Source organism: Streptomyces sp. 3-6 (genome assembly GCF_056323165.1).
In genome coordinates this window covers 1-21,472 of the sequence record NZ_JBWHZP010000029.1, presented here as the reverse complement: position 1 = coordinate 21,472, position 21,472 = coordinate 1, and the positions used below count along the sequence as shown (strand labels likewise).

The window sequence follows — 21,472 nt, the reverse complement described above, 5'->3', positions numbered from 1 at the left end:
GTTGCCCACCGGGCCCGCGCCTCCCGTGGCCCGCAGTTGGGGAGGCCAGTGCCAGGGGCACGATCGCGTCCGCGAGGGTCACCGAAGCGGGCGATGCTGGAAGGAAACCGTGTGAGCCGGATCTCGGTCCGGGGATTCGCAGTGGCTTCGGCCACCGCGGTCACCGCTGTCGGAAGCGTCGTCGGCGTTGCCTCGGGCAGCACCGCGCAGAACAACGACGTCGAGGCGACGGCAGCCGGCACCACGCTGCTCGCGGACATCCCCGCGGGCCAGCAGGCCCAGGTACAGACCGCCTCCGTGACGCAGCAGGCCGAGACGATGGCCATCGCCGCGGACACGACCGCCAAGAAGGACGCGGAGGAGGCCGCCCGCAAGGCCGCCGCCAAGACCGCCGTGGCCAAGAAGGAGCAGGCCGAGAAGGCTGCCAAGGCCGCGCAGGAGGCCAAGGAGCGCGAGGCCGAGACCAAGGCCGCCGCGAGCCGCTCCGCGACCCGTGACGCGTCCAGCTTCGCCGCCAAGTCGAGCTACACCGTCGCCGAAGTCCAGGCCATGGCCCGCCAGATGATCCCCGGCGACCAGTTCCAGTGCTTCAGCAACATCGTGACCCGCGAGTCCACCTGGAACTACAAGGCCGTCAACCCCTCCTCGGGCGCCTACGGTCTCGTGCAGGCACTCCCGGGCTCCAAGATGGCGTCCGCCGGCGCCGACTGGCAGACCAACCCGGCCACCCAGATCAAGTGGGGCCTGAACTACATGAACGAGCGCTACGGCAGCCCCTGCGGCGCCTGGTCGTTCTGGCAGGCCAACCACTGGTACTAGGCCGGCCGCTCCGGACGCACGACACCGGACGCAGCGGAGGCCCGGCGGGCCTCCGCCCCGGCTCCACCTCGGGGAAGCCCCGCACCGTCCTACGGTGCGGGGCTTTCGCCCTGTAGCGTCTGACCGACGACTCCACGGGGAGTGGTGGGGAGAAACGGGGGAAGAGGACGGATCATGTCGCGAGTGCCTCGATGGCTCAATCGGGTCGGAGCCGGACTGACGGCGGTCGGCAGACGACTGGACGAACGCCGAGCCGAGGTGGAGCGGGAGGACGAGGGCGCACCCGCCCCCGTCGCCGCCCCGGCCGAGGGACACGTGCCCCCACCGCCCGACTACGCGCCCGCCGTCCCGGCCCGCCCCGACCCGGCACAGGCCGTGCCCTGGGGGGTGCGGGTGGCCGCCGAGGCCGGCTGGCGGCTGCTGGTGCTCGCGGGCACCGTCTGGGTCCTCATGCGGGTCATCAGCGCCGTCCAACTGGTGGTGCTGGCCTTCGTGGCCGCCCTGCTCATCACCGCCCTGCTCCAGCCCACGGTGGCGCGGCTGCGACGCCTCGGGGTGCCGCGCGGACCGGCCACCTCCCTGACGGCGCTGTTCGGCTTCGTCGTCATGGGGCTCATCGGCTGGTTCGTGACCTGGCAGGTCATGGAGAACATCGACACCCTGACCAGCCAGATCCAGAGCGGCATCGACGAACTGCGCAACTGGCTGCTGAACAGCCCCTTCCACGTCACCGACAAGCAGATCAACGAGATCGCCAAGAACCTCCGCGAGGCGGTCGGCGCCAACAGCGAGCAGATCACCTCGGTGGGCCTGGAGGGCGTGACGGTCGTCGTCGAGGCGCTCACCGGCATCCTGCTGGCCGTGTTCTCCACGCTGTTCCTGCTCTACGACGGCCGCCGCATCTGGGAGTGGACGCTGAAGCTGGTCCCGGCCGTCGCCCGCCCGGGTGTCGCCGGCGCCGGCCCGGCCGCCTGGCGGACCCTCACCGCGTACGTGCGCGGCACGGTGATAGTGGCCCTCATCGACGCCATCTTCATCGGCCTCGGCATCTACTTCCTCGACGTGCCGATGGCGGTGCCGCTGGCCGTCTTCATCTTCCTGTTCGCGTTCATCCCGCTGGTCGGCGCGGTCGTCTCGGGCGCCCTGGCGGTGGTCGTCGCGCTCGTCACCCAGGGCGTGTTCACGGCCGTGATGACCCTGGTGGTGGTGCTGGCGGTGCAGCAGATCGAGGGGCACATCCTCCAGCCGTTCATCCTCGGCCGCGCGGTGCGGGTCCACCCGCTCGCCGTGGTGCTGGCCGTGGCCACCGGCGGCATGGTGGCCGGCATCGGCGGCGCGGTGGTCGCCGTCCCGCTGGTCGCGGTCACCAACACCGTCGCCACCTATCTGCGCGCCTACTCCCAGGAGGCGTCGAACCGGCTGGCCCCGCGGCCCCGCGGTGCCACGGCCGTCACCGCGACCGCCGCGGAGGCGTCCGCGGGAGGCGCCGCACCGCCGCCGCCACCACCGCCCCCGCCCACGCCCGACGAGGGCACCGGAACCGCCGGCGAGCGGCCCGGCCCGCCGGACACCCGCGGCGGATAGCGCACCCGAAGCAACGCGACAGCGGGCCCGGTCACCCCGAGGGGTGGCCGGGCCCGCTGCCTCACGCGCCGTCGGGCGCCGGGGTCACTCCGCGAGGACCGCCTCGGCGTCCAGCGTGGCGGCGACCGCCTGGATCACCGCGGCGATCTTGAACGCCTCCTGCACGGCCTCCCGCTCGACGCCGGCCTTGCGCAGCACCTGCTCGTGCGAGTCGAGGCACATGCCGCAGCCGTTGATCGCGGACACCGCGAAGGACCAGAACTCGAAGTCGACCTTGTCGACGCCCGGGTTGCCGATGACGTTCATCCGCAGGCCGGCGCGCAGGGAGCCGTACTCGTGGTCCGACAGCAGGTGCCGGGTGCGGTAGAAGACGTTGTTCATCGCCATCACCGCGGCGGCGGCCTTGGCGGCCGTGTACGCCTCCGGCGACAGGTTCGCCTTCGCCTCCGGCTCCAGCTCGCGCAGCACGATCGGCGAACGCGAGGCGATGGCCGTCGACAGCACCGTGCCCCACAGCTGCTGGGCCGGCAGGTCCGAGTTGCCGATGACCGAACCCAGGTTGAGCTTCAGGTCCTTGGCGTAGTCCGGTATGCGGGACTTCAGGGAATCGAGCGACATGTCAGGTCACTCCCCGGCCAGCAGCGCGACCGGGTCCAGGGTCTCCTCGCCCTTGGTCCAGTTGCACGGGCAGAGCTCGTCGGTCTGCAGGGCGTCCAGGACCCGCAGGACCTCCTTCGGGTTCCGGCCGACGGAACCGGCGGTCACCATGGAGAACTGGATCTCGTTGTTCTGGTCCACGATGAACACCGCGCGCTTGGCGAAGCCGTCCTCGCCCTCGATGCCGAGGTCGCGCATCAGCTCGTGCTTGGAGTCCGCCATCATCGGGAACGGCAGGTCGCGCAGGTCGTCGTGGTCCTTGCGCCAGGCGTGGTGGACGAACTCCGAGTCACCGGAGAAGCCGAGGACCTGGGCGTCGCGGTCGGCGAACTCCTCGTTCAGCTTGCCGAAGGCCGCGATCTCGGTGGGGCACACGAAGGTGAAGTCCTTGGGCCACGCGAACACGATCTTCCACTTGCCCTCGTAGGTCTTGTGGTTGATCGTCTCGAACTCCTTGCCCTTCTCCAGTGAGACGCAGGCGGTCAGTTCGAACTCGGGGAACTTGTCACCGACAGTGAGCACGCGCTCTCCTTGCAGCGAAGAAACACCCGTAATGCGGTGTTTCCCTTGGGTTGGACGAGCATGATGTTGGCACAGGGTGCATTGATTAGTGAAATAGCTACACTCGGTCGTGTTGATCGGAGGGAGCTATCAGTGACGGTCGGCAACAGGCGCAGACAGCCCAGCCTCGCGCAGCTCAGGGCGTTCGCCGCGGTCGCCGAGCACCTGCACTTCCGGGACGCCGCCGCGGCGATCGGCATGAGCCAACCGGCCCTGTCCGGCGCCGTGTCCGCGCTGGAGGAGACACTGGGTGTCACTCTGATCGAGCGTACGACGCGCAAGGTCCTGCTGTCGCCGGCCGGTGAGCGTCTCGCCGCCCGCGCCAAGGCGGTGCTGGAGGACGTCGGCGCGTTCATCGAGGAGGCCGAGGCGCTGCGGGCACCCTTCACCGGGGTGCTGCGGCTCGGGGTGATCCCGACGGTCGCGCCCTACCTGCTGCCGACGGTCCTGCGGCTGGTCCACGACCGCTACCCGGACCTCGACCTGCAGGTGCACGAGGAGCAGACCGCGCGGCTGCTGGACGGACTCGCCTGCGGGCGCCTGGACCTGCTGCTCCTGGCCGTGCCCCTCGGGGTGCCCGGGGTGACCGAACTACCCCTCTTCGACGAGGACTTCGTGCTCGTCACCCCGCCCGACCACGCGCTGGGCGGGCGGCAGGGCATCCCCCGGGAGGTGCTGCGGGAGCTGAAGCTGCTGCTCCTCGACGAGGGACACTGCCTGCGCGACCAGGCCCTGGAGATCTGCCGGGAGGCCGGACGCGCGGGAGTCCCGGCCACCACGACGGCGGCCGGGCTGTCCACGCTGGTGCAGCTGGTGGCCGGCGGACTCGGCGTCACCCTGCTGCCCCGCACGGCCGTCGACGTGGAGACCAACCGCGCCGGCCGCCTCCTCACCGGCTGCTTCGCCGAACCGGCGCCCACCCGCCGCGTCGCCCTCGTCATGCGCACCGGCACGGCCCGCTCCGCCGAGTACGAGCAGCTGGCGGCGGCCCTGCGGGAGGCGCTGGACGCCCTGCCGGTGCGGACCGTGGCCGCCTGAGCACCGGCGGGACCCGGCCTGCCTCCGGACGGGGCCCGGCCGGGCCCCGGCCCTACTCGGTGCGCAGCCCGTCCGGCCGCATCATGCGCAGCAGCGGCGGCAGGCTCAGCAGGGTCACCACCACGACGACGCCCGCACCGATGCCCGTCATCTGCAGCACGCTCGGCCAGTCCACCCGGACGGGGGTCGCGGTCATCCGCAGCAGGACCGCACCCAGGGTCATGCCGACGGCCGACGCCACCAGCAGGCCCAGGCCGATGGGGATCGCCGTCTGCCACAGCACCGACAGGCTCAGCGTGCGCCGCCGGGTGCCGAAGGCGACCAGGGACGCCAGCAGCCTGCGGCGTTCGCGCAACTGCTCCAGCTGGGACACCAGCAGGCTCGCCCCGATCAGGACCAGCACGGCCGTGGCGCCGACGAACAGGCCCGTGCGGACGGCGTCGAAGCGCTCGGAGCGCTCGGTCGTCGACCACGCGGTGGGCTGGGCCAGCGGGTCCAGCGCGGCGACCGCGTTGCGCACGTGCTCGCGGGCGTGGGGGACCGAGTCGTCGACGGAGAGGTACACGTGCCCGTTGAGCGTCTCCGCCAGACCGGCCGTCAGGGCGCCCGGGGTCAGCAGGAAGCCGCCGCGCCGGACGCCGGTCGGGTCCTCGACGGAGTCGGCCTCCTGCAGCGGGTCGGGCAGGGTGTAGGCGATGTCGGTCACCGTCCCGTCGGCGGCCTGCCTCTCGGCGTACAGCTTCTGTCCCGGCCTGCTCAGCGGCGCGGTGTCGGTGTCGAACTCGCCGCCCCTCAGCGCGAAGACGTCACCGTCGGCACACGACGGCAGCCTCGCCACCCGGCGCAGGGCCGCGCAGTCGCCGACGGTCGCCTGGACACTGCGTTCCGGCTCCTGGGCCCAGGGCCGGTCGCCCAGGTACGTGTCCGACAGCGGATACACCGCCCGGACGCCCTCGGTTCCCTCCAGCTTCGCCGCGGCCTCGGAGAGGTCCACGTGCGCGGGCACGTGGAACGCCATCTGGGCCTGGGAGACCTCGAAGCCCGTCTCCCGGGTGTAGTCGTCCTCGACCCCGGCGAACAGCATCTGCAGCGCGATCGCACCGGCCACCGCGACCGCGATGCCGTTGACCATGCGGGCCGCCGCGCCGCTGCTGAGCTGCAGGCGGCGCACCGCGAGCTGCCAGGACACACTGCCCGCGCCGAGCCGGCCGACGGTCGTCTCCACGATCCACGGCAGCAGCGCCGTGACCCCGACGAGCAGGCAGATGACACCGCCGGTGACCAGGTACCCGTTGAAGTCCCCGTTCTCCCGGCCCTGTCCGAGCATCGGCGCCAGCATGCCGAGGCCCGCCAGCGGGAGCAGCAGCCGCCACCACAGCCGGCGCCGCGCCGGCCGCGCCGTGCGGACCACGCCCAGCGGCTCGATGACCACCCCGCGCAGCGTCAGCAGCGTCACCAGGACGGCGGCGGCCGGCACCGCCACGGCCACCAGCAGCGCCAGCAGCGGGGACGGGTTCAGGTAGCTGGGGAAGACGCTGATCCGGAACAGTTCGACGGACGCCGCGAACTCCCGTCCCGCCAGGAAGAAGACGGTGCCGAACAGCAGGCCGAGCAGGGCCCCGCCGAGCGCCTCGCCCGCGGCGACCCGGCGGGTCATGCCGCCGTCGGAACCGACCAGCCGCAGCGCGGCCAGCCGGCGGTCGCGCCGCTCGCCGCCGAAGCGCACGGCCGCGGCGATGAACACGGCGACCGGCATCAGCAGCACCACGAACACGACCAGCACCAGGAGCATGAGGACCGGGTCCAGCTCCTCCGGTGTCGCGTCGGGGTTGCCGAAGGCCCTGATCCGGCCGGCCGACCCGTCGTGCACCCGGTCCGCCAGGCCCTCGGCGCCGGCGTAGTAGGCCAGCTCCTGCGAACCGATCAGCCCCTGCTCGCCGATGGTTCCCACGACCTCGTACGGCAGCCGCTCGCGCAGCAGCGCGCCGTCGTCCGAGTCGAGCAGCTCCCGCAGGGCGGGGGAGACCATCATCTCGTCCGGTGCGGGGAACCTCGACAGTCCCGGCGGCAGCGGCGCCTCGTCCCCCTCCGGCTCCAGCACCCGGCCGCGGACGTGCAGGTCGTCGAAGACCGTGTCGACGTCCGCCGTCATCAGGGTGTCGTCGCCGCGCCCGATCTCCTCGCCGTAGGTGTGGTTGAGCCGCGCGTCCTCCCGGCGGTCCCGCTCCGCCAGGGCGCCGGGCACGGCGGTGGTGAGCAGCAGCAGCGCCACGCCCAGTCCGACGCCGACGGCGGTGAGCAGCGCGCGGATCCAGCCCTCCCGCCCGCCGGCGAAGGCGAACCGCAGGCCCATGCCGAGGTCCCGCGCCCACTGACGGGTGTTCATACGACGCGCTCCATGTCCCGGGACCGGCCGTCGCGCACCACGATCTCGCGGTCGGAGTAGGCGGCGACCCGCGCCTCGTGGGTGACGAGGACGACGGCGGCGTTGGCGGACCGGGCGGCGTCGGTGAGCAGCTCCATGACCCGCTCCCCGTTGAGGGAGTCCAGGGCGCCGGTGGGTTCGTCGGCGAACAGCAGCCGGGGGTCGGTGACCAGCGCCCGTGCCACGGCCACCCGCTGACCCTGGCCGCCGGACACCTCGCCGGGCCGCTTGGCGCGGACGTCGTCGACCTCCAGGCGTTCCATCCAGGCCAGCGCCGCCCGCTCGGCAGCCTTGCGGGGCGTGCCGTTGAGCCGCAGCGGCAGGGCGACGTTCTCCACGCAGGTGAGCTCCGGGACCAGCTGCCCGAACTGGAAGACGAAGCCGAACTCCGAGCGGCGCAGCGCGCTGCGCCGGGCGTCGCTCATGGTGCTCAGTTCGCGTCCGTCGTAGGTGATCGACCCGGAGTCGGGGGTGACGATCCCGGCGAGGCAGTGCAGCAGCGTGGACTTGCCCGAGCCGGAGGGCCCCATCACGGCGACGACCTCGCCGGGGTGGATGGAGAAGTCGGCGCCGTCGAGCGCGTTCGTCGGGCCGTAGGACTTGCGCAGGTCACGGGCGACGAGCAGGGAGCCGGGAGGCGTGTGGGTCACCGGACCACCGCTTCCCGGAGCCGGTCGAGGCGGGCCGCGGTGAGCTCCAGCCACCGCAGGTCCGCCTCCAGGTGGAACAGCGCGTGGTCGCAGATCAGCTGGTCGGCGAGGTCGCCGCCGCGCTTGCGGTCGGTGAGGATGCGCATGCTGCGCAGGTGCTCCGAGCGCTGGGTGTCCAGCACGTCGGCGGCGTCGCGGCTGGTGAGCAGCGCGAGGACGACCTTGGTGTAGAGGGTCGACTGCAGGTAGGGCTCGGGCTTCTCGGGGGTGGCGAGCCACCGCTCGACATCGGTGATGCCGGCCTCGGTGATCGCGTACCGCTTCCGCTCGGGGCCGCCGCCGGCCTCGATGCCGTCGACTTCGACGAGCCCGTTCTTCAGCAGCCGGGACATCGTCGAGTAGACCTGGCCGTAGTGCAGCGGCCGGTCGTGACCGAACTTCTCGTCGAAGGCCCGCTTGAGGTCGTAACCGTGGCGCGGGCCGGACTCCAGGAGTCCCAGGAGGGTGTGACCGATGGACATGACGCGCACTCTACACAGTGTGTATACGCGCTGTGTATACACACGGTGTGCAGGTGGGGGCGGGGGGTGTTCCCGGCCTGGTGGGGGCCGATTGTCACGGTTCTGTCACCGGGGCGGCAGCGCGGGGCGCGGACGGCCGCCGACGGCTGCCGACGGCGCCCGGGGGCCGTCGGCGCCGACGCCGGGGCCCGACCGGGGCCCGGCCGGGCGCGGGCTGACCGAGGCCCCCGCCGGTCAGGGCCGGCTTCGGGCGGCTCAGGGGTCGATCCGATCCGGGTCGCGCCGACCACGGCGCGGGTCGGCCGTGGCTCCCGCCGACCAGGACTCGGGCCGGCCGTGGCTCGGGCCGGTCAGGGTTCGGGCCGGTCCGGTGGTGGCGGTCCGGACTCCCGGCCGCTGCCGGACGGGCGGCCGCGGCGGGGGATGGGCCGGACCTCGCCGGGCAGCCGGCCCGCCTCGGCGAGCGCCCGCCGCAGCAGGAACTCGATCTGGGCGTTGGCCGAGCGGAGCTCGTCGTTCGCCCAGCGCGCCAGCGCCTCGTACACCAGGGGGTCCAGCCGCAGCAGCACCTGCTTGCGCTGCTGCGGCCTGCGCCGGGCGGGCCCCCCGCCCCGGGAGTCCCCGCCCCGGGAGTCCCCGCCCTGGGAGTCCCCGGCCGGGCGGTCCGAGGGGCTGGTCACTGGTAGAGGGTCCCGGTGTTGAGGACGGGCTGGGCGGAGCGGTCCCCGCAGAGCACGACCATCAGGTTGGACACCATGGCCGCCTTGCGCTCCGAGTCCAGCTCCACGATGTCCTGCTCGGTGATCCGGGCCAGCGCCATCTCCACCATGCCGACCGCGCCCTCCACGATCTGCCGGCGCGCCGCCACCACCGCGCCCGCCTGCTGCCGCTGGAGCATCGCCGAGGCGATCTCGGGCGCGTAGGCGAGGTGGGTGAAGCGGGACTCGATGATCTGCACGCCGGCCGCCTCCACCCGGGCGCGCAGCTCGACGGCCAGCTTCTCGGTGATCTCCTCGGCGTTGCCGCGCAGCGAGAGGCCGTCCTCCTCGTGGGCGTCGTAGGGGTACTCGATGGCGATGTGCCGGACGGCGGCCTCGGTCTGCGTGGAGACGAACTCGACGTAGTCGTCGACCTCGAAGGTCGCCTGCGCGGTGTCCTCGACGCGCCACACCACCACGGCGGCCAGCTCGATCGGGTTGCCGTAGGCGTCGTTCACCTTGAGCACGGCCGTCTCGTGGTTGCGCACCCGGGTGGAGATCTTGGTGCGCGAGGTGAAGGGGTTGACCCAGCGCAGGCCGTCCTGGCGGATCGTGCCCCGGTAGCGGCCGAAGAGCTGGACCACCCGGGCCTCGCCCGGCGCCACCATGTTCAGCCCGCACATCGCGAGGAAGGAGGCGAGGGCGATCAGGATGCCGCCGGCGATCAGCACCGCCTTGCCGGCGACCGCGGTGACCGGGACGGCCGAGACGATCATCGCGGCGCCGAGAAGCAGTCCGGCCAGGCCGAGGGTCAGGGCGAGCCCGCCGCCGATGCTGTGCGCGGGGACCTCGCGGACCCGCGGCTCGGGCATCTCGGGCGTGTCGGGTGTGCCGGCCGCCAGGGTGCGGCCGTCGGGTGCGGTCATGGGAAGTCCCCCGTTTCCTCGGGACGCGGTGCGCACGGTGCGGCTAGCGTCCGCCTATCCAAGTGATATCACTTTAACGGGTCCGGACCGCCCCGCACAGCCCCCGGACACCGGTTCCGGTGGGACGGGTGCTGATTGTCACGTCCCAGACGACCGCATCGGCAGCCTTTGTCACAGCCCCCGGTGTTAGCTTTCTGAGCTGACCCGAGCGGCCGAACCCGTGTGGCTGCATCACACACATGAGCGAAGCGGAGCAGAGGGACCCCATGGGACGAGCGGATGAGCGTCGCGCCCGGCAGCGCGGTGGGCGCCGGGCGGCGCCCAGCAGCCGTCGCGCGCCGCGTGCCGGGCGCACCGGCATACGCCGCCTCTTCACCTGGAAGAAGCTCCTCGGCACCTTCTTCACCCTCTGCCTGCTCGGCATGGGCGCCTTCATCGTGCTCTACATGATGATCGACATCCCCGAGGGGAACGCCGACGCCAAGCGCCAGAGCAACGTCTACCAGTACAGCGACGGCTCGATCATGGCCCGCGACGGCGAGGTCAACCGCGAGGTCGTCGACCTCGCCCGGATCCCCAAGCCGGTCCAGCGCACCTTCGTCGCCGCCGAGAACAAGACCTTCTACAACGACGCCGGCGTCGACCTCAAGGGCACCGCCCGCGGCCTGCTCAACACCCTCTCCGGCAAGGGCGCCCAGGGCGGCTCGACGATCACCCAGCAGTACGTCAAGAACTACTACCTGACCCAGGACCAGACCGTCTCGCGCAAGCTGAAGGAACTGGTCATCTCGCTGAAGCTGGACCGCGAGAAGTCCAAGGACTACATCCTCGCCGGCTACATCAACACCAGCTACTACGGTCGCAACGCCTACGGCATCCAGGCCGCCGCCCGCGCCTACTACCAGGTCGACGCCGAGGAACTCACCGTCGCGCAGGGCGCCTACCTCGCCGCGCTGCTCCAGGCGCCCAGCCAGTACGACTGGGCGGTCGCCTCCGAGACCGGCCGCAAACTGGTCACCCAGCGCTGGAACTACGTCCTGGACAACATGGTCGAGCAGGGCTGGCTCGACGCCTCCGAGCGGTCCGGGATGACGTTCCCGGAGCCGAAGAAGCCCAAGGGCGACCCGGGCATGGCCGGGCAGACCGGCTACCTGGTGCAGGCCGCCAACGCCGCGCTGAAGCGGCAACTGGTCGCCGAGGGCACCGCCGAGGACGCCAAGCAGGCCGACGCCCTGGTCGACGCGGGCGGCTGGACCATCACCCTCGCCATCGACAAGAAGAAGCAGAAGGCCCTGGAGAAGGCCGTCAAGACGCAGCTGACCGACGAACTGGACCCCGAGAAGCGCAAGGTCGACGCGGACATCCAGGCCGGAGCCGTCTCCGTCGACCCGAAGACCGGCGCGGTCGTGGCCATGTACGGCGGCGAGGACTACCTCAAGCACTACTACAACAACGCCACCCGCACCGACTACCAGCCCGCGTCCACCTTCAAGCCGGTGATCCTGGCCGCCGCCCTGGAGGAGGAGGCCACCACGCAGGACGGCACGCCGATCGGCGCGAACACCGTCTACGACGGCACCAGCAAGCGCCAGGTCGTCGACGGCGGCCGTGAGGTCGGCTTCGCGCCGGAGAACGAGGACGACGTCGACTACGGCGACATCACCGTGCAGACGGCGATGAACAAGTCCGTCAACTCCGTGTTCGCGCAGATGGGCGTCGACGTCGGCATGCCCAAGGTGATGGAGACCGCCGGCAAGCTGGGCATGGCGGTCGAGGACCTGGAGGCCGTGCCCGCCCAGACCCTGGGCTCCATGGGCGCCAGCCCGCTGCAGATGGCCGGTGTCTACGCCACGCTCGACAACCACGGCAAGAAGACCACCCCGACCGTCCTCAAGAAGGCCGAGCACCGCAGCCGCACCGTCACCCCGCCCGACGCGATCGGCGAGCAGGTCATCGGCCGCGAGGCGGCGGACACCGTCACCTCGGTCCTCACCGGAGTGGTCGACGACGGCACCGCCCGCCGCGCGGTGCGCGACAACCCGCTGCGCGGCGGCCAGCAGGTCGCCGGCAAGACCGGCACCTCCGACAACAACAAGTCGGCCTGGTTCGTCGGCTTCACCCCCGACCTGGTCACCGCGGTCGGCCTGTTCGGCGAGGACGACAAGCCGCCGCACAAGCAGGTCGAGATGTACGGCGCCGGCGGCAACGAGCGCGTCAACGGCGGCGGGTACCCGGCCCGGATCTGGGCCGCGTACACCTTCGGCGTGATGGAGGAGACCAGCAGGTTCGACCTGCGGACCCGGCAGGGCGCGGCCGTGCGGCCGACCCGCACGCCGTCGGCCACGCAGTCGCCCTCCGAGAGCCCGACGAGCGAGGCGCCCACCACCGAGCCGCCGACCCGGGAGCCGACGACGCAGTCGCCGACCCAGGAACCGACCACGCAGCCCCCGACCCAGGACCCGACGACGAAGCCGCCGGTCGGCGGCCCGAGCACCGTCCCGCCGACGATCGGGCTCCCCGACGACCCGGACGACGCGGAGCGGGAGCAGTAGCCGACGGGGGAACGGCGCCCGGCACGACGAGGGGGGTGCCCCGGTGAGTTCACCGGGGCACCCCCCCCTCGTGTCGCAGGCGCCGTACCTCCCGCGCGTGGCCTGTGCGGCGCCGGGTCAGGCGGTGTGGTTCAGCTCGAACCAGACCACCTTGCCCGTGCTCAGCCGGGTCGCACCCCACCGCCGGGCCATCCGGTTGACCAGGTACAGCCCGCGCCCGCCCTCGTCCGTGGCGCGGGCCTGCCGCAGCCGGGGCAGCTGGGGCACGTCGTCGCCGACCTCGCAGCGCAGCACGTCGGTCCGCAGCAGGCGCAGCGTCACCGGCCGCGTGGCGTACCGCACCGCGTTCGTCACGACCTCGCTGACCAACAGCTCCACCGAATCGGTGAGCTCCTCCATGCCCCAGCGTGACAGCGCGCGCCGCGCCAGCCGTCGGGCCCGGCCGGGCGCCGCGTCCTCCGGCTCCAGGAACCAGTACGCCACGTCGTTCGGCGCGATCCCGTCGAAGCGGGCGGCGAGCAGCGCGATGTCGTCGTCCCGGTCACCCGGGCCCAGCATGTCCAGCACCTCGTCGCACAGCGCCTCCAGCGGCGGCGGGTGGTCCGGCCCGGTCAGCTGCGCCGTCGCGGCGAGCTTGTCGCGCAGCTGGTCGATGCCGGTCCACACGTCCCGCAGCCGGGACTCCACCAGGCCGTCGGTGTACAGCAGCAGCGTCGCCCCGGCGGGCGCGTCCAGCTCCACGGCCTCGAAGTCCACCCCGCCGACCCCGATCGGGGCGCCCGCCGGCACCCGCAGCACCTCCGCCCGGCCGCCCAGCTGCAGCAGGACGGGCGGCGGGTGACCGGCGTTGGCGATGGTGATGCGGTGCGCGACCGGGTCGTACACCGCGTACAGGCAGGTCGCCATGCGGTCCACGCCGAGCCGCTGCGCCTGCTCGTCGAGATGGTGCAGCACCTCCTGCGGCGGCAGGTCGAGCCCGGCCAGGGTCTGCGCGGTGGTCCGCAGCTGACCCATGATCGCGGCCGAGGTCATGGAGTGGCCCATCACGTCACCGACCACCAGCGCCACCCGGCTGCCCGGCAGCGGGATGGCGTCGTACCAGTCGCCGCCGACCCGCGCCGTCTCCGCGGCCGGCAGGTAGCGCGAGGCGAGCCGCACCCCGGTGCAGCGGGGCAGGTGCTCAGGCAGCATGGTGCGCTGCAACTCGTCCGCGATGTACGCCTCGCGCCCGTACAGCACCGCCTTGTCGATGCCGAGCGCGCTGTGCGTGGCGAGCTGCGCGGCCACCAGCAGGTCGTCCGCCTCGAACGGGATGCGCTCCGGGCCGCGCAGGAACAGCGCGGCACCGATCACGCGCCGCCGCCCGCGCAGCGGCGCCAGGATCGCCCGCTGGCCGTCGGGCACGGCCGACTCGCCGTCCGCGCCGAGCAGTTCGGGCAGCGCGGCCCGGGCCGCCGGGGCGTCCGTGAACACCGGGCGGACCCCGCGCAGCACCTCGGCGAGCGCGCTGCCGGGCCGCACGGTGCACAGTTCCTCGCCGACCGAGTCCAGCTCGGACGGCTCGGGCTGCACCAGTGGCGCGAACCCGGCGCCCTCGGTGTCCCGTTCGGCCGGGATCCGGTCGCTGCGGCGCAGCCGCAGCACCAGCGGTCCGGTGGGCCGCTCGTCCCCGACCGGCAGCGGGTCCCGCAGGTAGACCAGGATCGCGTCGGAGAAGGTCGGCACGGTGGCGCGGCACAGCCCCATCACGATCTCGTCCAGGTCTATGCCGCGGGCGATCCGCCGGGTCGCGGCGCCCACGAACCGCAGCCGGTCGCCGTCCCGCCGCATCGGCGTCGGCTTCCCGGGCGCGGTGACCTGCCCCGTGCGCCGCTCCGTGCCGTCGGGCGCCTGCACCGCCGTCCGGCCCGGAACCCCGGCCGGCTGGACGGGGATGCCCTCGGGCACGGGCCGCGGCCGGGGCGCGTCGGGTCCGGCGCCCTGCTCCGCGCCCGGCTGGGAGTGCTCACCCGCCGGGACGGCGTCCCGGGCGGCGGCCTCGGGCACGGCGGTGTCCGGGCCGGCCGACGCCCCGTCCACCCCGGGGGCCGCCGGCGCGGGTGCTCCGGCCGGCGGCGCGGAGGACGCGGTGCCCGTCGGATCGCCGGCGGCACGGCCCTGTGCCGGTAAGGCGGCCGCCGTGTCCGGCACCCGGGCCGGGTCGGGGGCAGGCGCCGGCACCCCGCGGGGATCCGCGGGGGCGGCGCCCGGCTGCAGGCGCTCGAAGGAGGTCCGCTGCTCCGTCACGCGTGTCGAGTCCATCCGTCCGGCGCCGGGCGCCATGCGTGCAGTTCGTCCCGCCGGGATGCCGATACCCGGAAAGCCGGTCCCGGGAACGGGATCCCCGTGTGCTCACCAGCCGTTCCCGTGCCGCCGGGCGGCCGTCCCCGGCCCGTACCGGTGTTGCCGTACCCCTCGCTCACGACGTGCCGCCCCTCGGTGACGATCGGTCAAGCCCAGCGCATGATCCGGCGTTTGCCGCCCGATTCCGTGCGGAGGACGATCCTACGGTTCCGGTCCTGGGGCCCAGCAAGGGTCTCACGGGGACACCCGAGCGGGCGTACGGTCCCAGTTCTGTGGCAGCGACGGTACCGCCCAGGACGGATCCGGGCGCCAGTCCTGCCACCCGTCCGAGAACGGCGGCTCCCAGGCGGCGATCGCCGCGAGGGCGTCCCGCCCGGCCGCCCGCACCCGCTCGGCCAGCGCGGCGTCGACCAGGCCGTCCCGCTGCGCCTGCGCGAACTCGTCCTCGTCCCGCCAGTGCCAACTGCGGTCCGGGTGCACGGAGATGTCCAGGAAGTGGTCCTCGGAGTCCACCCCGCCCGACCACCGGACGAGCGGGTCCTCCAGGTTCACGTACCAGTTCTTGAACCGCCACCCCGGGTCCCAGAACAGCCACACCGACCAGGGCTGGCCCGGCCGGGCCAGCTTCAGCACCCCGGTCCCCGACCAGCGCCCCCGGGACACCGCGCGGGGCCGGGTGTAGCGGCTGCCCAACGGCTCCTGGTGCACGGGCGTACCGTCGGCGATCACCGGTTTCACGCACTCCGTGCCGGGCGCCATCCACACGGCGAGCAGCTCCGAGTCGTCGCGTACGACCGTGACGGGGCGCGCGATGTGGATGCGCGCGCCGCCGTTCTCCCGGTAGCGCCACAGGATGTGCGTCCCGGGCGCCCAGAAACCGGTCGAGCCGCCCGCTTCCGTGTGTTCCGTCGTTCCGCCCTGTGTCATGGGCAGATATTAGGTGCCCGGGGCACGTGGTGCCGTGGTCCCCCGCACGGTTCACCCCCGTGCGGCACACCTCACGGCCGGGTCATGCGCAGCACGTCCAGCGCCTCGTCGAGCTGCTCCGCCGTGAGGTCGCCCCGGTCGACGTACCCGCCCTCCAGCACGACCTCGCGGATGGTCCGCCGCTCGGCCAGCGCCTTCTTGGCCACCTTCGCGGCCTCCTCGTACCCGATGTACTTGTTCAGCGGGGTCACCACCGACGGCGACGACTCGGCGTACTCCCGGGCCCGCTCCCGGTCGGCGACGATCCCGTCGACCGTGCGGTCGGCGAGCAGCCGGGAGGCGTTCGTCAGCAGCCGGATCGACTCCAGCACGTTCTTGGCCATAAGCGGCAGCATCACGTTGAGTTCGAAGTTGCCGGAGGCGCCCGCGGTGGTGACCGTCACGTCGTTGCCGATGACCTGGGCACACACCATCAGCACGGCCTCCGGGACCACCGGGTTGACCTTGCCCGGCATGATCGACGAACCGGGCTGGAGGTCGGGCAGGGTGATCTCGGCGAGACCCGTGCGCGGGCCGGAGGCCATCCACCGCAGGTCGTTGGTGATCTTCGTCAGGCCGACGGCGATGGTGCGAAGCTGCCCGCTGGTCTCCACGACGCCGTCCCGGGCGCCCTGCGCCTCGAAGTGGTCGCGCGCCTCGGTCAGCGGAAGCCCGGTGGCGCGGGCCACCTCCTTGATGACGGCGGCGGAGAAACCGGGCGGGGTGTTGATGCCGGTGCCCACGGCGGTGCCGCCCAGGGGGAGTTCGGCCAGGCGGGGCAGCGAGGCGTTCAGCCGCTCCACGCCGAGCCGGATCTGGGCCGCGTAGCCGCCGAACTCCTGGCCGAGGGTCACGGGCGTGGCGTCCATCAGGTGCGTACGCCCCGACTTCACCACGTCGGCGAACTCGGCGGCCTTGCGCTCCAGCGAGGTGGCCAGGTGCTCCAGGGCGGGGATCAGGTCCCGGGTGACGGCGGCGGTGGCGGCGATGTGCAGCGACGACGGGAAGACGTCGTTGGACGACTGCGAGGCGTTGACGTGGTCGTTGGGGTGCACCGGCCGACCCAGCCGCTCGGTGGCCAGGGTGGCGATCACCTCGTTGGTGTTCATGTTGGACGAGGTCCCCGAGCCGGTCTGGAAGACGTCGACCGGGAAGTGCTCGTCCCACCGGCCCTCGGCGACCTCCAGGGCCGCCTCCTGGACGGCGTCGGCGATGTCCTGGTCCAGCACCCCCAGCTCCGCGTTCACCTTGGCCGCGGCGCCCTTGATGCGGGCGAGGGCCTCGATGTGGGCCCGTTCGAGCCGCTGACCGGAGATCGGGAAGTTCTCGACGGCGCGCTGCGTCTGCGCGCGCCACTTGGCCTCGGCGGGGACGCGTACCTCGCCCATGGAGTCGTGCTCGATGCGGAAGTCGTCGCTCATACCCCGTACAGCGTGCGGCGGACCGCCGTTGTTCCGGAGCCCGGGCGAATGGGGCCGTACGGGTGGGGTGGGTGCGTGGGGGTGCGCGGGCGCTGCGCGGGGCACGGGGAGCCGCGGTGGCGGGGGAGGGGGAGGGCCCGGACGGGGGCGAGTGGGCGGCGCGGGCGAGTGCGAGTGGGCGGCGCGGGTGGGGCGGTCGGGACCGGCCGACGTGGGTGGGGCGCGACTGTCGGCGGACGGGGCCGTCGGACGCGGGTGGGGCGGAACCTCGGCGTACCGCGACAACACCGGTGCGGGTGCGGTCGGTTGGCCGGCGGGGTGTGGGGGCGAGGGGGTGAGGTGCGTGGTGTGCGGGCAGGGCGACGTGAGGTGCGGGGCCGCCTGCGGGGGAGGCGGTGCGGGCGGGCGGAGGGACCGTCCGCACCGCCGCTCCCGGTCGGCCCGGCCGCGCCCCGGGGAATCGCACCCGGGGGCAGCGACCGGAGACCGGTGGCGGCGGTGCCGAGCCGGTACTGCGCCGGACCGGCAGCGACGGCGGATCGGTACTGCGCCGGACCGGCGGTGACGGCCGACCGGGACTGTCCTGGACCGCGGCTGTGCCAGGCCGGGTCGGTGCCGAGCCGGGGTTACGCCAGGCCGGGGCCCCGTACCGGGATGCTGGTGAACGTCGGGGCGGGCGCCGGGTCCTGGAAGAAGTCGTTGCCCTTGTCGTCGACGACGACGAACGCCGGGAAGTCCTCCACCTCGATCTTCCAGACCGCCTCCATGCCCAGTTCCTCGTACTCCAGGACCTCGACCTTCTTGATGCAGTCCTGGGCCAGCCGTGCCGCCGGGCCGCCGATCGAGCCGAGGTAGAAACCGCCGTGCGTGCCGCACGCGTCGGTGACCTGCTTGCTGCGGTTGCCCTTGGCCAGCATCACCTTGGAGCCGCCCGCCGCCTGGAACTGCTCCACGTAGGAGTCCATCCGCCCGGCCGTGGTCGGCCCGAAGGAACCGGAGGCGTACCCCTCGGGGGTCTTCGCCGGGCCGGCGTAGTAGACGGGGTGGTCCTTGAGGTACTGGGGCATCTCCTCGCCCGCGTCCAGCCGCTCCTTGATCTTGGCGTGCGCGATGTCGCGGGCCACGACCAGCGGGCCGGTGAGGGACAGCCGGGTCTTGACGGGGTGCTTGGTCAGCTCGGCGAGGATGGCGTCCATCGGCTGGTTGAGGTCGATCCGCACGACCTCGCCCTCGTCCGCCAGCTGTTCCTCCGTGGTCTCCGGCAGGAAACGCGCCGGGTCCTTCTCCAGCTGCTCCAGGAACACGCCCTCGGCGGTGATCTTCGCGACGGCCTGACGGTCCGCGGAGCAGGAGACGGCCAGTGCGACCGGGAGGGACGCGCCGTGCCGGGGCAGGCGGATCACGCGCACGTCGTGGCAGAAGTACTTGCCGCCGAACTGCGCGCCGATGCCGATCTTCTGCGTCAGCTCGAAGACCTTCTCCTCCAGCTCCTTGTCCCGGAAGCCGCTGCCCAGCGGTGACCCCTCGGTGGGCATGTTGTCCAGGTAGTGCGCGGAGGCGTACTTGGCGGTCTTCAGCGCGAACTCGGCCGACGTCCCGCCGACCACGATGGCCAGGTGGTACGGCGGGCAGGCGGCCGTGCCGAGCGAACGGATCTTCTCCTCCAGGAACTTCATCATGGAGGTCTCGTTCAGGACGGCCTTCGTCTCCTGGTAGAGGAAGCTCTTGTTGGCGCTGCCGCCGCCCTTGGCCATGAACAGGAACTTGTAGGCGTCGCCGTCCGTCGCGTACAGCTCGATCTGGGCGGGCAGGTTGGAGCCGGTGTTCTTCTCCTCCCACATGGTCAGCGGGGCCATCTGGGAGTAGCGCAGGTTCAGGTTCTGGTACGCGTCGTAGATGCCCCGGGACAGGGCCTCCTCGTCGCGGCCGGACGTCAGTACGTTCTGGCCGCGCTTGCCCATGACGATCGCCGTGCCGGTGTCCTGGCACATGGGCAGTACGCCGGCCGCCGCGATGTTGGCGTTCTTCAGCAGGTCCAGCGCGACGAACTTGTCGTTGGAGCTGGCCTCCGGGTCGTCGATGATGCGGCGGAGCTGGGCGAGGTGGTCGGGCCGCAGGAAGTGCTGGATGTCCTGGACGGCCTCCTCGGCCAGCCTGCGCAGCGCCTCCGGCTCCACCTTGAGGAAGGTCCGCCCGTCGGCCTCGAAGGTGGAGACACCTTCGGAGGTCACCAGCCGGTAGGGGGTGGTGTCCTCTCCCGTGGGGAGCAGATCGGCGTACTCGAACTCAGGCATCTCGCCCATTCCTCACTCGACAGACGGCCGCCCGCCTCCTTTGGCGGGCGCCACCAGCGTAGGACGTGCCGCCGACAGCGCGTCTGTGAGGTTGTCCTCAGTTGTCCGCGCATAACCGGAGGGTCCCCGGGGGTGTCCGGGGTGGGTGTGTGCCGGGCGAGGGTGGCGGTGGGCGCGGAGGCGGGGGCGGACGGTGGGCGCGGAGGCGGGGGCGGACGGTGGGCGCGGAGGTGGATGCGGACGGCGGGTGCGGGTGGCGGGTGCGGGCGGCGGGGGCGGCGAGTTCGCCGCGAGGGGTGGTCGCGATCTATCGCGTTTGGGTAGGCTGCCCTGGTGGACCTTCACAAGCACCCCCAGCAGCAGGACCGCACTCCGCAGACCGCCGAGCTGCGGGCCTCGGACGCCGACCGCGACCGCATCGCCGACCTCCTGCGCGATGCCCTCGCGGAAGGCCGGCTGACGCCCGACGAGCACGCCGAGCGGGTGGAGGGCGTGCTCGCCGCGAAGACCGTGGGGGAGCTGGAGGTGTTCGTCCGCGACCTCCCGGCGGGCCGGCCCTCGCGCCCGCAGTCGACGGCGCCGAGCAGGCCCACCGCCGGCGCGATCCCGCCCGATCCGGACGACAACGTCGTCGCGGTGTTCAGCGCCGCCGTCCGCAAGGGCCGTTGGCGCGTCGGCCGCCGCATCCACGTGTACGCGGTCTTCGGCAACGTCGAGATCGACCTCAGCGAGGCCCTCTTCGACCACCAGCAGGTCGTGATCAAGGCGTACTCGGTCTTCGGCAACGTCGAGGTCCGGGTGCCGGAGAACGTCTCGCTGCGCGGCACCGGCGGCGGGGTGTTCGGCAACTTCGAGGTGGCCTCGCTCGACGCGGAGGACCCGCAGGCCCCGGCGGTCTACGTGGACGGCTGGGCGGTGCTGGGCAACATCGAGGCGCGGCCCCGGCGCGGCAAGCTGGTGGCGGACATCCTGGACCGCGTGCAGCGGTCGGTGGACAAGGGTTTGCGCGGACGCTCCGACCGTTGACGTCCGCGAACCCGACGGAAACGGACCGGACGGGTCCGCCGGGATCGGGGCACTCGTCGGTGAATTCCCGTGGCTGCCACGGCGGTTCGGGACTCAGTGCATAGGCGTGCGTACATCGGGTAAGCCTTGCTGCATCGTGTCTCGCTCGCGAAGCCGTCGTCAGGAGTAGACCGTGCTGCAACCGCCGCATTCGTCCCTGCAGGTAGCCGCCGTCCCGGCCCAGCGGGGGCCCGCGCGAGACAGGGATCAGGACGCGCCCTGGCACACCGAGGCGGTGTGCCGCCGCGACGAGGCCGCGCTGTTCTTCGCCCCGTCGAAGGAACCCACCGCCGCCCGGCTCTCCCGCGAGGACGCGGCCAAGCGCGTCTGCGCCCGCTGCCCCGTGATGGTCGAGTGCCGTGAACACGCCCTGCTCCAGCCGGAGCCCTACGGTGTCTGGGGCGGCCTGACCGCCGCCGAACGCCGCGTGGTCCTGGCCCGCCGCCGGCGCCGCGACATGGAACTCCAGGCCACCCGCCAGACCGGCCGCATAGCCGCGGCCGGCTGACCACCGGCCCCCACGAGAAGGGCGCCCTCCCACCCGGAGGCCGCCCTTCCTGCACCCCACCGTTCCCCACGCCGCCCTGGCCTTCCGGGGCCCGGGGCGGCGGAACGAGCCCACCTCACCCCGACGGACCGGCAGATAAGAATCCCTGCCCCGCCCTTCGCGGTGAGGTCTCCCCCGCTGCCTTCTGCCCGGCGGCGACATGGACCGCCCCTCCAGGGGCGCGGGGAACTGCGCACCCAGCCCCCGCGCACCCGCACGGGGCGACGCCCGCTCGGCCGATGGCGGTGCCGTCTCTCCCGCTGCCTTCTGCCCGGCGGCGACATGGACCGCCCCTCCAGGGGCGCGGGGAACTGCGCACTCAGCCCCGACGGACCGGCACGGGGCGAACTTGCTCAGCTGATGGCGGTGCCGTCTCTCACGCTGCTTCCCGCCCGGCGGCGACAC

The 21,472-nt window shown here is 72.8% G+C and carries 17 protein-coding genes; 6 read left to right on the top strand and 11 right to left on the bottom strand.

Going from position 1 to position 21,472, the window contains the following annotated elements:
* Window positions 1–111: 111 nt before the first annotated feature.
* Window positions 112–819 (top strand): aggregation-promoting factor C-terminal-like domain-containing protein, encoded by a 708-nt coding sequence (locus tag AC02VZ_RS24760; RefSeq protein WP_432057214.1) that lies wholly within the window; start codon window positions 112–114, stop codon window positions 817–819.
* Between the two features lie 174 nt (window positions 820–993).
* Window positions 994–2,403, top strand: a complete 1,410-nt coding sequence (locus AC02VZ_RS24755) for an AI-2E family transporter (RefSeq protein WP_476476420.1) — start codon at window positions 994–996, stop codon at window positions 2,401–2,403.
* Between the two features lie 84 nt (window positions 2,404–2,487).
* Here the strand turns inward: AC02VZ_RS24755 and AC02VZ_RS24750 are convergent, their stop codons facing one another.
* Entirely contained in the window at window positions 2,488–3,021 is a 534-nt protein-coding gene (locus AC02VZ_RS24750) for an alkyl hydroperoxide reductase (protein ID WP_432057212.1), read from the bottom strand.
* 6 nt (window positions 3,022–3,027) lie between these two features.
* Window positions 3,028–3,582, bottom strand: a complete 555-nt coding sequence (locus AC02VZ_RS24745) for a peroxiredoxin (protein ID WP_432057211.1) — start codon at window positions 3,580–3,582, stop codon at window positions 3,028–3,030.
* A gap of 132 nt (window positions 3,583–3,714) precedes the next feature.
* Between AC02VZ_RS24745 and AC02VZ_RS24740 the strand changes: the two genes are divergently transcribed.
* Entirely contained in the window at window positions 3,715–4,659 is a 945-nt protein-coding gene (locus tag AC02VZ_RS24740; protein ID WP_432057210.1) for a LysR substrate-binding domain-containing protein, read from the top strand.
* A gap of 52 nt (window positions 4,660–4,711) precedes the next feature.
* Here the strand turns inward: AC02VZ_RS24740 and AC02VZ_RS24735 are convergent, their stop codons facing one another.
* The 5 genes from AC02VZ_RS24735 to AC02VZ_RS24715 all read right to left on the bottom strand — a co-directional run bounded on the left by AC02VZ_RS24735 (window position 4,712) and on the right by AC02VZ_RS24715 (window position 9,879).
* Window positions 4,712–7,045 carry an ABC transporter permease gene (locus AC02VZ_RS24735; protein WP_476476419.1) on the bottom strand — a complete coding sequence of 778 codons (2,334 nt, stop codon included), beginning with the start codon at window positions 7,043–7,045 and terminating at the stop codon, window positions 4,712–4,714.
* Entirely contained in the window at window positions 7,042–7,734 is a 693-nt protein-coding gene (locus AC02VZ_RS24730; RefSeq protein WP_476476418.1) for an ABC transporter ATP-binding protein, read from the bottom strand. The genes AC02VZ_RS24735 and AC02VZ_RS24730 overlap by 4 nt, the downstream gene beginning before the upstream one ends.
* Complete coding sequence (locus tag AC02VZ_RS24725; protein WP_476476417.1) at window positions 7,731–8,255, bottom strand: PadR family transcriptional regulator; 525 nt, start codon at window positions 8,253–8,255, stop codon at window positions 7,731–7,733. Before AC02VZ_RS24725 ends, AC02VZ_RS24730 begins: the two co-directional genes overlap by 4 nt.
* Before the next feature lie 350 nt (window positions 8,256–8,605).
* Window positions 8,606–8,935 carry a type II toxin-antitoxin system antitoxin gene (locus tag AC02VZ_RS24720; RefSeq protein ID WP_476476416.1) on the bottom strand — a complete coding sequence of 110 codons (330 nt, stop codon included), beginning with the start codon at window positions 8,933–8,935 and terminating at the stop codon, window positions 8,606–8,608.
* Entirely contained in the window at window positions 8,932–9,879 is a 948-nt protein-coding gene (locus tag AC02VZ_RS24715; RefSeq protein ID WP_432057206.1) for an SPFH domain-containing protein, read from the bottom strand. The genes AC02VZ_RS24720 and AC02VZ_RS24715 overlap by 4 nt, the downstream gene beginning before the upstream one ends.
* A gap of 266 nt (window positions 9,880–10,145) precedes the next feature.
* Here AC02VZ_RS24715 and AC02VZ_RS24710 point away from each other — a divergent pair, with 266 nt between their 5' ends.
* Window positions 10,146–12,431 carry a transglycosylase domain-containing protein gene (locus tag AC02VZ_RS24710; RefSeq protein WP_476476415.1) on the top strand — a complete coding sequence of 762 codons (2,286 nt, stop codon included), beginning with the start codon at window positions 10,146–10,148 and terminating at the stop codon, window positions 12,429–12,431.
* 117 nt (window positions 12,432–12,548) lie between these two features.
* Here AC02VZ_RS24710 and AC02VZ_RS24705 read toward each other — a convergent pair whose 3' ends face one another.
* The 4 genes from AC02VZ_RS24705 to AC02VZ_RS24690 all read right to left on the bottom strand — a co-directional run bounded on the left by AC02VZ_RS24705 (window position 12,549) and on the right by AC02VZ_RS24690 (window position 19,464).
* Window positions 12,549–14,732 (bottom strand): SpoIIE family protein phosphatase, encoded by a 2,184-nt coding sequence (locus AC02VZ_RS24705; RefSeq protein WP_476476414.1) that lies wholly within the window; start codon window positions 14,730–14,732, stop codon window positions 12,549–12,551.
* Between the two features lie 276 nt (window positions 14,733–15,008).
* Window positions 15,009–15,701: a cytidylyl-2-hydroxypropylphosphonate hydrolase gene (gene fomD / locus AC02VZ_RS24700; protein WP_432057203.1), complete on the bottom strand. Its 693-nt coding sequence runs from the start codon at window positions 15,699–15,701 to the stop codon at window positions 15,009–15,011.
* A gap of 71 nt (window positions 15,702–15,772) precedes the next feature.
* Window positions 15,773–17,161 carry a class II fumarate hydratase gene (locus tag AC02VZ_RS24695; RefSeq protein WP_476476413.1) on the bottom strand — a complete coding sequence of 463 codons (1,389 nt, stop codon included), beginning with the start codon at window positions 17,159–17,161 and terminating at the stop codon, window positions 15,773–15,775.
* A 626-nt stretch (window positions 17,162–17,787) separates the two neighbouring features.
* Window positions 17,788–19,464, bottom strand: a complete 1,677-nt coding sequence (locus AC02VZ_RS24690) for a fumarate hydratase (RefSeq protein ID WP_476476412.1) — start codon at window positions 19,462–19,464, stop codon at window positions 17,788–17,790.
* Between the two features lie 324 nt (window positions 19,465–19,788).
* Here AC02VZ_RS24690 and AC02VZ_RS24685 point away from each other — a divergent pair, with 324 nt between their 5' ends.
* On the top strand, window positions 19,789–20,481 hold the full coding sequence (locus tag AC02VZ_RS24685; RefSeq protein ID WP_432057197.1) for a DUF1707 SHOCT-like domain-containing protein: 693 nt from the start codon (window positions 19,789–19,791) through the stop codon (window positions 20,479–20,481).
* A gap of 172 nt (window positions 20,482–20,653) precedes the next feature.
* Complete coding sequence (locus AC02VZ_RS24680) at window positions 20,654–21,028, top strand: WhiB family transcriptional regulator (RefSeq protein WP_362091204.1); 375 nt, start codon at window positions 20,654–20,656, stop codon at window positions 21,026–21,028.
* Window positions 21,029–21,472 lie beyond the last annotated feature (444 nt).

What these genes read in the sequence shown, in the direction of transcription:
- AC02VZ_RS24755 (WP_476476420.1), top strand. Translation starts at nt 994, where the DNA reads ATGTCGCGAGTGCCTCGATGGCTCAATCGGGTCGGAGCCGGACTGACG.
- AC02VZ_RS24750 (WP_432057212.1), bottom strand. Translation starts at nt 3,021, where the DNA reads ATGTCGCTCGATTCCCTGAAGTCCCGCATACCGGACTACGCCAAGGAC.
- AC02VZ_RS24735 (WP_476476419.1), bottom strand. Translation starts at nt 7,045, where the DNA reads ATGAACACCCGTCAGTGGGCGCGGGACCTCGGCATGGGCCTGCGGTTC.
- AC02VZ_RS24725 (WP_476476417.1), bottom strand. Translation starts at nt 8,255, where the DNA reads ATGTCCATCGGTCACACCCTCCTGGGACTCCTGGAGTCCGGCCCGCGC.
- AC02VZ_RS24715 (WP_432057206.1), bottom strand. Translation starts at nt 9,879, where the DNA reads ATGACCGCACCCGACGGCCGCACCCTGGCGGCCGGCACACCCGACACG.
- AC02VZ_RS24710 (WP_476476415.1), top strand. Translation starts at nt 10,146, where the DNA reads ATGGGACGAGCGGATGAGCGTCGCGCCCGGCAGCGCGGTGGGCGCCGG.
- AC02VZ_RS24705 (WP_476476414.1), bottom strand. Translation starts at nt 14,732, where the DNA reads ATGGACTCGACACGCGTGACGGAGCAGCGGACCTCCTTCGAGCGCCTG.
- fomD (WP_432057203.1), bottom strand. Translation starts at nt 15,701, where the DNA reads ATGACACAGGGCGGAACGACGGAACACACGGAAGCGGGCGGCTCGACC.
- AC02VZ_RS24695 (WP_476476413.1), bottom strand. Translation starts at nt 17,161, where the DNA reads ATGAGCGACGACTTCCGCATCGAGCACGACTCCATGGGCGAGGTACGC.
- AC02VZ_RS24690 (WP_476476412.1), bottom strand. Translation starts at nt 19,464, where the DNA reads ATGGGCGAGATGCCTGAGTTCGAGTACGCCGATCTGCTCCCCACGGGA.